At 64.6% G+C, this 14,208-nt stretch carries 8 protein-coding genes; 4 read left to right on the top strand and 4 right to left on the bottom strand.

Going from position 1 to position 14,208, the window contains the following annotated elements:
- Positions 1-18: 18 nt before the first annotated feature.
- On the top strand, positions 19-2,829 hold the full coding sequence (locus R2834_05245; GenBank protein MEZ4699713.1) for a TonB-dependent receptor: 2,811 nt from the start codon (positions 19-21) through the stop codon (positions 2,827-2,829).
- 87 nt (positions 2,830-2,916) lie between these two features.
- Here the strand turns inward: R2834_05245 and R2834_05240 are convergent, their stop codons facing one another.
- Positions 2,917-3,687: a hypothetical protein gene (locus R2834_05240; GenBank protein MEZ4699712.1), complete on the bottom strand. Its 771-nt coding sequence runs from the start codon at positions 3,685-3,687 to the stop codon at positions 2,917-2,919.
- A 608-nt stretch (positions 3,688-4,295) separates the two neighbouring features.
- A complete protein-coding gene (locus R2834_05235; GenBank protein MEZ4699711.1) occupies positions 4,296-4,958 on the bottom strand; it encodes an OmpA family protein in 663 nt (220 codons plus the stop codon).
- Between the two features lie 539 nt (positions 4,959-5,497).
- Here R2834_05235 and R2834_05230 point away from each other — a divergent pair.
- Positions 5,498-6,496 (top strand): sugar phosphate nucleotidyltransferase, encoded by a 999-nt coding sequence (locus R2834_05230; GenBank protein MEZ4699710.1) that lies wholly within the window; start codon positions 5,498-5,500, stop codon positions 6,494-6,496.
- A 6-nt stretch (positions 6,497-6,502) separates the two neighbouring features.
- Positions 6,503-8,920, top strand: a complete 2,418-nt coding sequence (locus R2834_05225; protein MEZ4699709.1) for an endonuclease MutS2 — start codon at positions 6,503-6,505, stop codon at positions 8,918-8,920.
- A gap of 134 nt (positions 8,921-9,054) precedes the next feature.
- Here R2834_05225 and R2834_05220 read toward each other — a convergent pair whose 3' ends face one another.
- Together R2834_05220 and R2834_05215 are read right to left on the bottom strand one after the other, a co-directional pair.
- On the bottom strand, positions 9,055-10,521 hold the full coding sequence (locus R2834_05220) for a DUF5723 family protein (protein ID MEZ4699708.1): 1,467 nt from the start codon (positions 10,519-10,521) through the stop codon (positions 9,055-9,057).
- Positions 10,522-10,574: 53 nt separating this feature from the next.
- Positions 10,575-13,307: a hypothetical protein gene (locus R2834_05215; protein MEZ4699707.1), complete on the bottom strand. Its 2,733-nt coding sequence runs from the start codon at positions 13,305-13,307 to the stop codon at positions 10,575-10,577.
- Positions 13,308-13,783: 476 nt separating this feature from the next.
- Between R2834_05215 and R2834_05210 the strand changes: the two genes are divergently transcribed.
- A complete protein-coding gene (locus R2834_05210) occupies positions 13,784-14,182 on the top strand; it encodes a DUF4783 domain-containing protein (protein ID MEZ4699706.1) in 399 nt (132 codons plus the stop codon).
- Positions 14,183-14,208 lie beyond the last annotated feature (26 nt).

Here is a 14,208-nt window from a genome sequence, read left to right as displayed (position 1 = left end):
GTATTACCCGGATTGAGGATGGACATCGAGACGAGAGGCCTGCACGCTGTGTCGGCGGCGTGGATGGCGGCGATGCTTCTGGTTGCCGCATCGATCTTGCCGGCGCGGGATGCCGTTGCGCAGCCCGCGCCGGCGGCGATGCACATCAGGGCGCTGGAAGACGGCCGATACGAGGTCATGGCGCGCGGCGCCTCGCTCGAACATGCCCTGCAGGAACTGGTCACGGTAACTCAGCTCAGCCTCCTCTACGACCCCGCCCTGGTGCGCGATATCGAAACCTATTGCGTCAAGGACGCTACCGACGCCGAGGGGGTTTTGCGATGCCTGATCGAGCCCACCCGGCTCGATTTTTATCGCCTCTCTTCCGGGACGTACGTCCTGCGCGAAGCGGTGCTCGAGCGGCCCCGCTACGGTCAACTCGCCGGCATCGTGATCGATAGCGAGACGGGTGAACCGCTGCCGTATGCGAGCGTCGTGCTCGCCGACGCGGCCACCGGCACCGCGACGAACGAATCCGGCATGTTCAGCTTTGCCGCGCTGCTTCCTGGCCGGCATGCCATTTCGGCCACGTATGTCGGCTATCAGCCGGTGCTGGACAGCATCTTCGTGCCGGCCGGCGGCGAGGCCCGGTCGTTCATCTACATGAAACCGAAAACGATCGTTTCGGACCCGATCGTCGTGAACGGCCTGCAGCAGCGTCTTCCGTCGCGCACCATCGGCATGGGCGAGGCGAACCCGGCCTCGCTCGAGGCCATCGGCGGCCTGTCGTCGGACGTGACGCGGGCCATCAATCAGATTCTCGGCGTGGCGCTCCGTTCGCCGCTGGCCGATCTGCACATCCAGGGGGGCGAGGCGAGCGAGCACCAGATGCAGCTCGATGGCGTTCCCGTATTCAGCCCCGTGGCGCTGGGGCGCTTTCTGGGCGCCTTCAGCCCGCTTTCCATCGGGCGTCTCAGCGTCCAGAAAGCCGGTTTCGGCGCGCGGTACGGAAGCCAGCTCTCGGGCGTCATCCAGGCGGAGCATCGGCTGGATGGCTCCGCCGATGCGTTTCTGACCGCCTCGGTGGATCCGCTCAGCCTGAACGTGCGGGGCGATGGCGCGCTTCGCTTTTCTTCGCGGGTGAAGGGCCCCTTCATGGTCGCCGTGCGCGAGTCGCTGTGGGACGTCTACAGCGCTCCGACGCTGAACCAGATCATGGACGAATGGAATGCCGTCGACCCCGGGCTGACGCAGCAGTTCCTGAAGCAGCCGTACGGCTCGTCCACCTATGCGCCCAGGACGCAGGCGCCCTCGATTTCCTTTTCCGACCTCCATCTGGCGACCCGGCTCGAAACGGGTCCTTTCAGCCGGCTCTATGTCTCAGGCTACCGGGGAGCGAACGCGCTGTCGACCGATCTGGTGGCGGATGTCCGTTCGACGATCGATGCCGCCACATCGCCCCACCTGTTGCTCACGCGCGACCGCTACGACTGGAGCAACAGCAACGGCCAGCTCCGCTATGAGTGGATCGCCAACGCGCGGCTTCTGGCCGGCGTGCGCGTGCGCGGGAGCAGGCACACGATGTCGCACGACTACGGTCTGGTCGATGAGCAGCTGATCGGCGCCTCGGGCATCGAAGCGCTGCAGGACAGTCTGACGGAAGGTGGATTATCCCGCGACCGCAACGAGATCTCGGAAGCCGGGTTCGGCGGTACGCTCGAATACAGCCTCTCCTCCACCGACCATATCGAAGGCGGGCTCGAAGCTATTTATCGCTCCAACGCCATCCGCCTCAATACGCCGTTTTTCCAGCAGACCAACGCGCTGGCCGAAAGCTGGCTCATCGCGGGGTACCTCGAACATCGCCGGTCGATCGGGATGCATATGCAGGCCGATTTCGGACTGCGCGGCTCGTACCTGCCGGATCAGTCGACGGCCTTCTTCGAACCCCGTGTCGCGCTGCGCTACGACGTCGCTGCCGCTGGCGGCGCCGTATATGCCGCCCGCCTGGCCGCCGGCGTGTACCGTCAGTTTGTCGGCGAGTTCGATCTGAGCAGCGTCGGGCCCACGGCGCTCGCGCCCTCGGTCCGCTTCTGGTATCCGGTGGATGAGACGCTTCCGCTTCCGCGGGCCTATCATCTGGCCGGCGAGTTCCTGTGGGCGCCGGTCGATGCCCTGCGGATGCGTCTGGAACTCTACCACAAGTGGCAGCCTGTATTGCTCGCCATCAACTATCCGACGTTGCTCGGGCTGGGGCCGCCCATCCCCGAAAACGCCCGACACGCCCACTTCATCGAGCCGGTCAGCGGCAGGGCGTACGGGGCCGGGATGCACCTCGAATGGGAGGGGACTCGCTTCCTGCACGAACTGTCCTATAGTTACAGCGCATCCTATCGCACCTACCCCTCACGATTTGGCGGCGAGGAGGTGACGTCCCCGTGGAATGAGCCGCATCGCCTCACCCTGGCGAGCGATCGCTTCATCGGTTCCGATCTCAGCGTGCGCGCCCGCTGGCAGGGCGTCTGGGGGCGGCAGTGGGGCTTCCGGCGCGCGTATTACGACTGGCTGAATGCCCATGCCGGCTCCCGGGCGTTTCCGCCGTACGACCTCTCCCAACCCGATGCGCCCGACCACCGCCTGCCGGCGCATCTTCAGCTCGATCTGGGCATGACGTACGCCCGTTCCGTTGGCACCGCGCGGGTTCAAGTCAGCGTGGACGTGATCAATGTGCTGAACCGCGACAACGTGGTCGACTGGAGCCTCACCCGGGTGAGCGAGACGCGGTACGAGCGCGTGCCCCGGCTGATGCCTTCCGTCACGCCGGTGTTCTCCCTGAAAGTAAGCCTCTGACCGCGCACGGCCGGGATCGGGGTGAAAAAGAAAACCCGCCGTCCACATTGGACGACGGGTTTTTTGGAGGCATCTCGGTGGCGTCGATCAGTTGAGCGACTTCAGTTCCTCGATGTAGTGCTCGGCGAGGGGTTTGTAGCTGCCGAACGCGGCGTTCTCGAAGGCGGCGCGGGCTTCCGAGTTGGAGCCGGCGAACATCAGCGACTCACCCTGTACGAAGTAGATCTTGGCCTTGTCGCTCTTGCTGCCCTTGTGCAGTTCGAGCGCCTTGTTGGCGGCTTCGATCGATTTCGCATAGTCGCCCATCGTCTTGAGGGCCTCGGCGCGGTAGTAGAACGCGTCGGCGTCGGCTTCCACGTAGAGTTCCATCTCGTCGAGCGCATCCAGGGCTTTCTGCGCGTCGTTGCGGGACGGCGTGCCGCTGCCGCCGCTCAGGCTGGAAGATGCTACGTAGATGTAGTGCCCGCGAATCGTGTTTTCCGCCGCGGAGGCCGACTTGCGGTCGTCCATGCCCATAACCGCCTGCAGCAGGGGCAGCGCTTCTTCCATCCGACCCATTTTCTCGAGCGCCTTGGCCTTGCCGTAGTGGTTCGGCACGTAGCTGTTGTCGTGCTCGATACCCTTCTGATGGTGTGCGAGGGACTCTTCGTATTTCTCCTGTTTGAAGGACTGAACGCCGCGCGAGTTATCGAGCTGGGCGAGCACCTTGCTGGATTTGGAAACGACTTCTGCGTCGCCGGCGGCCTGCGCCAGCGGAATCGTCGATTCGAAAGCCGCATAAGCCTTGTCGTATTGCTTGGCCTTTGCCGCTTCCAGGGCTTCGTTGTATTTCATCTTGTACTCCTGACCTTCCTTCACGCGCGTTTCGGTATCCTGACCGAAAGCAGGGGAAAACGCGAAGAAAGCAATCAAGATGGCGCTTGCAACGAATCGTGTGGTGTGCAACAGGGCACTGTACGTCGAACTCATAGCCATGGAAACTAGGGTTAGGTGAACGGTGACGTCGATATTGTCAGGTTAGCGTTCGGTGACACTGTTTGCATGGTGTCCTGCAAGGACCGGCCCAAACGCCGGATCGCATGGTCAGGAAACACAGCAAGGTCTGTGTTTTGGGCCCTGCAAGGGAGATTTCAAGGCTTTCGCTCCCAAACCGGGCCGATCGATGGCGACTGCGCGATGCCGTTTGCGATGACGCATTGTATACTTTTGCATACAACGCCCTATCGATAACTGACACGCGAGGTCCGCATGCAGGGTGGTATGCAGAGGCGATCGGGCGAGCCGGCGCGGGGTGCGAATACGCAAGGTACGCAAGCTACAGCTTTACATCAAGATTCGTCCCGAGCCGGGAGAAAAGGACCTCGACGAGGCCCCCAGTACGCCCCCCCAGTACGCACGAAGACCGCCCCGAATGACTCCGGGGCGGTCTTCTATAGACAGTCAGGCCAGCAATAGGTTGCCCTGGATTACTGATTGCCCTGCGTCTCCAGTTCCTGGCGGTATTCCTCGGAGGCGTAGATGGCCACTTCGACGCGGCGGTTCTGGGCGCGGCCCATGTCCGTGTCGTTCGAGGCGACCGGCTGCGTTTCGCCGTGGCCGATGACGCTCATGCGGTCCGACGTGATGCCGGCCTGCAGGAGGTACGAGGCGGCCGAGTTGGCGCGCGTTTCGGAGAGCTTCTGGTTGAACTCTTCGGAGCCGACGCTGTCGGTGTGGCCGGCGATGAGGATCTCCGTGTTCGGATACTCCTTCAGGCTCTGGGCCAGGTTGTCGAGGTTCGTCTTGGCCTGGGCCGAGAGATCCGCCTTGCCGAATTCGAACAGGATGGCGGAATCGAAGGTGATCTGGATGCCTTCTCCCACGCGTTCGACCTTGGCGCCCTCGAGTTCTTCCTCGAGCTCCTCGGCCTGTTTGTCCATCTGACGCCCGATGATGGCGCCGGCCGTGCCGCCAACCGCAGCGCCCACGATGGCTCCGGTCGCGGTTTTGCCCGTGGCCTTGCCGATGATCGCACCGACCGCGGCGCCGGCGCCGGCGCCGATGGCCGCACCCTTACCGGTCTTGTTCATGTTCGCGCACCCCATCAGGGTGAGCGACGCGGCGATGACGACAAAAAAAGCTTTATACATGGCGTGGTTGGTTTTCATAGTGATCATTCCGTGCAAGTGTATGGATTTCGGCCGCGAATAGGGCCGTACCCGTATGCGGCGTGGCATCTTTCAAGGATGGTGCCAATCTGCCGCACGCGACGGTAGCGTACGAAATGCCGCCCCGGGCGCTCAGAAACACGCGCAGTGAACACGCAAGGTAACGAACGGCCAGGGATCCGGGCCAACAGGGGGATAGACAATTTTTGGGAAATCCTTAAATAAGCGCTGTGGCGGGGCATGGTGAAACGATCGGGGATGCAGGATGCAGGATTTTACTCGAGAAACCTCTTTTTAAACCGTCATCCCCCATCCCGCATCCTGCATCCCGCATCCTGCATCCCGCATCCTGCATCCCGCATCCTGCATCCCGCATCCTGCATCCTGCATCCCGAACCCCCCCATCCCCCATCGATCTAACTAACCATCTGTTAAAAAAATCAAACCGGAAGCCCATTACACCGAGCCGCGTATAAGCGACATTTCTATCCGGCAAATCCCCTCAAATTCGCTTCTACTCTATGAAATTGATTATTCCGATGGCCGGGCGGGGCACCCGCGTGCGGCCGCATTCACTGGTCACGCCCAAGCCGCTGCTCGCCGTCTGCGGCAAGAGCATGGTCGAACGTATCATCGACACCTTCTCCCGGGTTCTGCCCCAGCATATCGACGCCGCCGTGTTTATCCTGGGCCCCGACTTTGGCGAAAATGTGCGCGAACAATTGCGTGCGATCTGCAAGGAGCGCGGGATGGAAGCCCGCTTCGCTGTCCAGGAAAAAGCACAGGGGACGGCGCATGCTGTCTACTGCGCCGGCGATAACCTGAGCGGCGAGGGGATTGTCGTATTTGCGGACACATTATTCGACATGAAGCCCGGCATCAACCTTTCCGACGCGGATGTCGTCGCCTGGGTCAAGCATGTCGACGACCCCAGCCGGTTTGGCGTGGCCGTCCGCGATGGCGACCGCATCAAGGCGTTCGTCGAAAAGCCGGACGACCTGATATCCAACGAGGCGCTCATCGGCATCTATTATGTCGCGCGCCTCGAAATGCTGCGCGATGCGGTCGATTCGATGGTACGCAACGACGAGCGGGGCCCCACGGGCGAATTTTACCTCACCGACGCGTTCGACAAGCTCCTCAAGCAGGGGGCCGTCTTCAAAACCGCCACGGTGTCCGAATGGCTCGACTGCGGCACCATCGACGCCTTGATGGAAACGACGAAGACCATCCTCTCGAAGGAATCCGACGCGCTCCATCTCGGATCCATCAACAACAGCATCATCCACGATCCGGTATTCGTCGGACCCGGCGCACGCGTCGTGAATTCGGTGATCGGGCCGTACGTCTCCATCGAGGAAGGCTCCGAAGTGTCGGGCGCCGTGATCCGGGACAGCATCATCTTCGCGCACGCGCGGGTGGAGAATGCGGTCCTGGCGAACTCGCTGGTGGGGCAGAACGCCCGCGTCATCGATCGGCCGAAACGGATCAACGTGGGCGATCACGCGATCATCGAATAACATCCCATGGTTCTTTACCCCGCCAGTCTGGAGTCGGCGCTCGGTTTCGACGTCCTCCGCGACCGACTCATCGAACACGCGATGAGTTCGGCCGGCGCCGACCGCCTCGCCGCCATGCGCCCGCTGCGCGGGGAGGAGGCCACGCGGAACGCGCTCGCGCGGGTCGCCGAATACCTGGACGCGCTCCGGTACGACGACCGCATTCCGTTCGACGCCGTGCCCGACGTGCGGGAAGGGCTCCAGCAGATCGGCCCCGCCGGCGCCTACCTCGAACCCGAAACGCTGCTCGACGTCTGGCGCGTCCTCTCGGTCATGCGGCTCGTGCGGCAGTACTTCATCCAGCGGAAGGACAAATACCCCATGCTGGCGCGCGAAGCCGAGGCCCTCTGCGCCCTGCCCCAGGTGGAGCAGCGGCTGCGCGAGATCGTCGACGACGAGGGGCGGATCCGCGAGCACGCGTCGCCGGAGCTGCGCCGCATCCGCGACCGCCTCGCCCGCCGGCAGGCGCAGCTGCGCGAGGCGATGCAGCAGGCACTCCGCAAGGCGATCGGGCAGGGGTATTCGACCGAAGAGCAGCCGACGATCCGGGGCGGGCGCATGGTGATCCCGGTCCGCGTCGAAGCCAAACGCAAGATCGACGGGTTCGTGCACGACGTCTCGGCCACGGGGCAGACGGTGTACATCGAGCCGGCGGACTGCCTCGACCTGAACAACGACGTGCGGTCGCTCGAAGCGGAGGAGCGGCGCGAGATCATCCGGATCCTGCAGGAAGCGACCGACCTGCTTCGGGAACACCAGGCGCCCCTGCGCGCCGGCCTCGGCGAACTCGCCGCGTTCGACACGATCCAGGCGCGCGCGCGGCTCGCCCGGGCGATGGATGCCTCCGTCCCTGAACTGAACACGGCCGGCGTGGTCGACATCCGAGGCGGGCGCAACCCGGTCCTGGCGCTGCGTTTTGCCCAGCCCGGACCGCAGGAGGCGGCGCGCGAGGTCATCCCACTGAATCTGCAACTCGGCGAGGCGTTCAACACGCTGCTTATCACCGGGCCCAACGCCGGCGGGAAAACCGTCGCGCTCAAGACCGTCGGCCTCTTTGCGCTGATGATCGCCTACGGGATGCCGCTGCCGGCGCACCCCTCGACGCGGTTCGCCCTCTTCTCAAACCTGTTCGTGGACATCGGCGACGGCCAGTCGATCGAGGACGACCTGTCCACCTTCAGCTCGCACATCGCCAACCTGCACCACATGCTGCAGCACGCCGGCGCTTCGACACTGATCCTGATCGATGAGGCGGGGACGGGGACGGATCCGGCGGAGGGCGGGGCGCTGGCGCAGGCGGTCCTGGAAACGCTCACCCGGAAGCAGGCGCGCACCATCGCCACCACCCATCACGGCTCGCTGAAGGCCTTCGCGCATGAAACGCCCGGCGTCGAAAACGGGTCGATGCAGTTCGATCAGGAAACGCTGGAGCCGACGTACGTTTTCCAGGCCGGCATCCCCGGATCGTCGTACGCGTTTTCGATCGCGGAGCGGCGCGGGCTCGATGTGGACGTGCTCGAGCGGGCGCGCGACCTCGTCGGTCGCGAAAAAACGAACCTGGAAGACCTGATCAACACGCTCGAACGCCGGACCGTGTCGCTCGAGCACCAGCTACGCGATGCCGAGGCGGCCGCCGGGCTGGCGCGCGCCGAGGAGGCGAAATACCGGCAGCTCCACCAGCGCCTGCAGGACCAGAAAGAGGTCATCAAGGAGCAGGCCCTCGAGGCGGCGGAGCAGGTGATCCAGAAGGCGAATGCCCAGGTGGAACGGACGATCCGCGAGATCAAGGAGAGCCAGGCCGCGCGCGACGTCACCCGTCAGGTGCGCGCCGAGCTCGATGCGCTCAAGGAGACTGTCCAGGTGCAGAAGCAGCAGGTGAAGAAGCGCCGGCCGCCGCGCCCGAAGCCGTCTCCCGCGCAGGAAGCCGCCGGCCCGCTGACCGTGGGCGATCAGGTCGTGCTCGACGGCGGAAACACCACGGCCGATCTGCTGGAGATCGACGGCAAGCAGGCCGTCATCATGGCCGGATCGATGCACCTCCGGGTGGATTTGAAGCGGCTGACCAAGGTGGCCGGCCCCCGCCGGCAGCAGGTCACCGTCCGCCACGTCGCTGCGGATCCCATGCAGATGAGCGCCGTTCGCGCTCGCCAACGCATCGACCTGCGCGGGCGTCGCGTCGACGAAGCCCTCGCCGAGACGTCCCGCTTTATCGACGAAGCCATCGCCGCCAACCTGAACCGCGTCGAGATCCTGCACGGAAAAGGCACCGGCGCCCTGCGCGCCGCGATCCACGAATACCTCAACCAGACGCCCGAAGTCACCCGCTACGAAGACGCCTCCTGGGACGACGGCGGCCCGGGGGTGACGCAGGTGCATTTTGCCTGATCGCTGGCGCGATCAGGCGTTCAAGGCATACGGTTCGAGGTTCAAGGTTCGATGTTCGAGGTTCAAGGCATAAGGTTCAAGGGAGATCGGTCTCCATTTACACCTTGAACCTTGAACCTCGAACCCTAAACCCCTCAAATCCGAATATTCGCCACCGACACGGCCAGCATGTAGCGGGCGCCGCCGCCGACGAGGTCGGAGCGGGGGGTGGCGGCGAGGCCGATGTTGATGTCGTAGACGGGCGTCAGGATGCCGAAGCCGAAGCCGAGGGTCATCGCGCCGCCGCCGCCGACACGGACGCCGGTGCGCAGGGGCAGCGAATACCGCCGGCCGGGGCTGAAGGACACGCCGGCATGCAGGCTCGGCACGCGCGACATGTTGCCGGCCTCGGTGTTCAGCGCCATGGAGCTGCCGCCGTTCAGGATGAGCCGGCCGCCCATCCGGTGCCAGGACACGCCGGCGTGCATGGCCGTCGGGAGCGACGTGGTGAACGCGCCCGGCCAGCGCTCGTAGGTGTCGTAGGCGCCTTCGACCAGTTCCGTGAGCACGTCTTCGGCGTAGGCGCCGAGGTCGCCGTCGAATTCGTCGTTCAGCCGGTCCAGATCCACGTCGAGGCCGCCGAACTGGAACTCATGCGTCCCCGAGACCACGGCGTCGGCGTTCTGCGTCCACCGGACGAACCCGAGGTCGGTGAAGCTGAAGGCGAAATAGAGGTCGTTGTTGAATTCGTTGGTGATGCCCAGATCGAACCCGAAGCCCTTGCCGGCGATGAACGAGGTGGGGTCCCCGAAATCGGGCGCCGCGGCGTCGGACAGGAAGCCGGAGTCTTCGAACAGCGTGAACGCGTCGGCGGCGTCGCTCGCCAGGGGGCCGGCGATTCGCGTGACATAGCTGAGCTGATGCGAGATGGCGTCGTCATCGAGGTTCAGTTTGGAGCCGAGCCAGCCGCGGGCGTAGTGGTGGCCGAGGACCAGCTTCGGCGCGATGCCGAAGTGGAACCGGTAGCGCGGCAGCAGCCGGCTGTAGGCCACCGAGATCTCCGTGATCGCCATCGACTGGGCGTCGACGTTGACGGGCAGCTGGGCCGTCTGGTCCGTTCCTTCGAGGAGCAGCTCGAACAGGCCGCGGCTGACGCCGACCTGGTTGAACGTGCGGGACCGGACCGCCATGCCGGCCGCCCAGTTGTGCCGCGTGCGGAACATGAAGGCCAGCGGCACGACATCGGTGGCGACGCCTACCTGCCGCATGTGGGCCTTGCGGTTGGAGCCGAACCAGTCGTCGAGCATCACATCCACATCCGCCGGCGCGATCAGGTTGCCGCCCGTGAAGTTGTTGGTGTAATGATTGAACTGCAACAGGCTCCCGCCGCCGTACGCCTGGAGCGCGCCGAGGGTGACCACCACCCGGCTGCCGCGGTCGTCGAGCAGCAGGTTGCCCGGGTTGAGGAACAGGGCGTCCGTATCGCGGACGTAGGCGGCGCCGCCGCCTCCCGTGCTGAGCGTCGCGGCGCCCCGAAGGTCGAGCTGGGCCTGGGCGGGCTTCGTCGTAAACGAAACCGCCAGGACAGCGACCAGAAAGATGCTGGAGAAAATACGCTTCATAGTCGTGGACAGGGGAAGATGGAACGATGGACCGTGGACCGACGGGCGGTCCGTCAGTCGAAGCTCACGGGAACGTTGAGGTCGAACCGGCCCTGGACGCTGAACTTCAGCGTGTCGCTGGCGCGGAGCGTGGCCGGCTGGCCTTCGTTGGTGCGGAGCGTGAGCCGCAGCCGGGCTTTCCGGCCCGCACTCATCGTGCGGAGCTGCTCCTCGGTGATCGTGAATTCGAGCGTGCCCGCCGTGGCATCCGTGGCAAAGCCCGTGTTGTCGGACTTCGCGGCCACGAGCGACCAGGCCTCGGCGTCGAGTTCCGGCAGGGTCGTCAGCGAGAGATCCGATCCGTCGAGGACTTCGAGGGAGGCCTCGATGCCGAGCGGGATGCCGTTTTCGTACGTGATGATGAGCGACGCGCCATTGATCTGGACGTCGTTGTCCGGATCCGTCAGCTCGTCGAGGTCCGACAGGTCGATCTCGAACACGTCGGCGTAGGTGGCGTCGCCGGCGAGGCTGACCGGGATGCCGGCATTCAGGCCGGCGTTGAGCACGAACGGCTTCTGAAGCTGCACGCGCTGCCCGTTCATGCCCTTGACGATGCCCTTGCCCACGTACCGCATCTCTTTCGGCAGGCTGCTCAGGAAAGCGTCCAGGTTCGAGTTCTCGCTGTTGATGCGAACGGTCCGCGTGACGGTCTCCGACGCGTCGGGCGTGCCGGGGATCGGGAAGGCGATCAGGTTGGAGGCGGCGATGGGCGACCCGTTCACGAGGAACTGCGCGGCCATCGTGTCGGAGGCGGACACGGCGAGGTCGTTGCGGCCTTGCAGGTACACTTCCGTCCCGTCATCCTTGATGCCGACCATGGCGGCGTAGAAGATGATGTCGGCGCCGATGTTCGTGTCGATCGAGAACGTCAGCTCCGTCCCGTTCAGCTGGAGGCCTTCGATGGCGAGGTCGCGCACCGAATCCAGGCTGCCCAGGTCCATCACGTTGGCCTCGGCGTTGTTGTACAGGTCGAGCTTGTCGTCGCCGTCGACGTCATCGCTCATCGCGACCGAGATGGGATCCATCAGGGCGTTCACGGTAGCGATTTCGAGGCCTTCCGGAGCGATGGAGGCGCGGATGCGGTCGGCGATGTTCAGGGCGCTCGGCAAACCGCTGTCGCTGACGCCGTAGACATGGTAGACCGTCTGGTTGTCCGACGGGTAGATGCGGACGCCGGTCAGGTCGACGTCGATGTTGGTCCGCGTCGTACCGCGCTTGAGGCCGGTGTAGCGGCGCCCGTTGGGGTTTTCGCTCGGGCCCTCGAAGGTGATGACGAGCGAATCCGCCGGCGTGTACGGCGCCACCCGGAAACCGGGGAGGCTGAACGCGAGCCGGGCAAAGTCCAGATCCATTTCGTTCGCCAGTTCGGCGATCATCAGGGTGCCGGACTGGAGTTCGACGTAGTCCTCTCCGGTGTCGAACGAGACGTCATCCACGTCGATGTCGATGATGCCGTTGCTGGTAAACACCTCGGAATCCGGCGTGAAGTACAGCTGATCCACCGCGACCACCCCCGTCACCGTGGTAAAGAGCCCGTCGGTGTCGCTGAGGATGGCGCTGGAACCGATGCCCGGGCTGCTCGCCTTGACGACGACGTCGATGAGGTTGGCGATCGAAGCGCCGGCGAGGGGGAAGGTGAGCGTCAGGGTGCCGTCGGCGGGGATGTTGACATCCGTGCCGGGCGGCAGGTCGCTCAGCTGGAGCATGGTGCTCGGCGCCGCCAGGTTGCCGACGGGGCCGAGGTTGCGCACCGTGAGGTCGGTGAGCGTCACCGCGATCGGCAGGCTGTTTTCCAGGGTGATGACGAGATCGCCGCCGGCCGCGAGGATGCCCGAGAAGTCGGCATCGTCACTGTTCAGGGAGATCGCGTCGCCGGACGCGTCGATGTTGGCCTGGGCCGAGATGCCGGAAACGTGCGTGTCGGCGTATTCGAGCGGGGCGACGACCGTGGCGATCTGCACGCCGGTCGGGTTGGCGTCGATGGCGCCGCTGCCCTGGTTGGTGCCAATCACGAGGCGATAGACGGTGTCGGACGTGAGCAGGGCGGAGGCCACGCTCATCGTCGCCGTGCGCGATGCGCCGGCGGCGATCGTTCCCGGGAAAGCCACGCGGGCGATCTCCAGGGTGGAACCGCCGTCGGGACGTTCCAGGACGAGAACGGGCGCGCCGCCGCTGCCGTCGGTCAGCGTGGCCGTAGCCAGCCCGTTGGTCAGCGTGAAGGTGAACTGGTTTACACCGCTCGTGTTGGAGGAAAGCGCCACGGCCTCCACCGTCACGTCGGAGAGCGAGATCAGCTCGACGCTCGGCGGCACGAGGACGGAGCCGATCGGATAGGACGACACGCCCGAGTTCACCGGCGCGGACCCGAGGTCGATTTCCGGCGTCACGAACAGGCCGATCGGCGAGCCGAAGGGCGCCGTGTCAAATGTCTGGCTTTCCAGCGATCCGATGCCTACATCCACGCTGATCGGGTCGAGCTCGATCGCGCCGACGAGATCGTTGAGATCGCCGATCTCGAAGTCGTCGAGTTCCTGCTCGATCAGCAGGACGTTGTTGGACGGATTCACGGAGAACAGCGTATCGAATTCCGCCGCCGTCGTGTCGATGAGCGGACTGTGGCCGTCTTCGTCCGGTCCGAGCAGGACGAACGTCTTCTCGAGGAGCAGCGGGGCCCGTACGCTGGTGGACACTTCAAAGTCGGGGCCTTCCGTGGGGATATCGCACTGGCAGAAGAGCAGCGCGGTCAATAAAAACCACGTCGCAGTACCAGCTGCGCGTGTTCTGGAAGATGATACCATGCCTGCTAGCTATTTAGTGCGCCGGCGATCCGTTACCGGGCGCAGCGGGTGAAAAGCGCGTGGGGTGGGGCTTTCACCGGGGATATCGGAGCAAAGCAGGCCGGCTAAAATGGAAAAAGCGTCGAGACGGCGAATCGTCCAGGAAAACTTACAGTGGGGGCCGGCGGTTGAAGCGTCGATAGGTCAATCGGTCCGCACGAATCGACCGTACGCGGCGCATTCACCCTGAAACGCGGGTTTGGACCGGATCTGGGAGAAGAATTGGAAAACCAGCGCGATCTTTCGCCTACATTGTGCCCGGGCCAACGCGGCCCGAGCGGTACCTGCTGCCTGTGACGTATGCTCCACACTCCACGTTTTTTGCCCACACCCGATTGCCCGGTGCGCTCCGGGGTGTGCCCATGAACGGGTTGGCGCGAAGCATCTTGCTGATCGTAATCTGGGCGGCGGGGGCCTGGTCGTTCCCGGCGGCGGCGCAGTCTCCCAACGACGCGGTCATCCACGACGTGCAGGAAGCCATCCAGCGCGGCAATGCGGAAGCCCTGTCGCCCCACCTGGAGCCCCGCGTCGACGTGTCCATCTTCGGGGTGCAGACGTTGTACAGCCGGGCGCAGACGGAATACGTCATGCGCGCCTTTTTCCGCGACCACCCGCCCGAGCAGTTCGTCATTCAGCGGACGGTGGAGGAAAAAGGGACGTGGCTGGCCACGGGGCGTTACTGGAATCGGGGTGACGCCCATCCGTACCGGGTGACGCTGGTATTCCGTGAGCGCGCCGGCGCGGTGCAGGTGCGCAGCATCCGCATCGAACACCTCCGCTCCTGAGCGCGGTCGGCCAGGAAGAACACAAG

The sequence above is a fragment of the Rhodothermales bacterium genome (genome assembly GCA_041391505.1).
Lineage (GTDB): Bacteria > Bacteroidota > Rhodothermia > Rhodothermales > JAHQVL01 > JAWKNW01.
This window is presented reverse-complemented; position numbering and strand designations above follow the sequence as displayed.

Excerpts from the sequence above, each read along its gene's own strand:
- R2834_05245 (MEZ4699713.1), top strand. The coding sequence starts at position 19 with ATGGACATCGAGACGAGAGGCCTGCACGCTGTGTCGGCGGCGTGGATG.
- R2834_05235 (MEZ4699711.1), bottom strand. The coding sequence starts at position 4,958 with ATGTATAAAGCTTTTTTTGTCGTCATCGCCGCGTCGCTCACCCTGATG.
- R2834_05230 (MEZ4699710.1), top strand. The coding sequence starts at position 5,498 with ATGAAATTGATTATTCCGATGGCCGGGCGGGGCACCCGCGTGCGGCCG.
- R2834_05225 (MEZ4699709.1), top strand. The coding sequence starts at position 6,503 with ATGGTTCTTTACCCCGCCAGTCTGGAGTCGGCGCTCGGTTTCGACGTC.
- R2834_05220 (MEZ4699708.1), bottom strand. The coding sequence starts at position 10,521 with ATGAAGCGTATTTTCTCCAGCATCTTTCTGGTCGCTGTCCTGGCGGTT.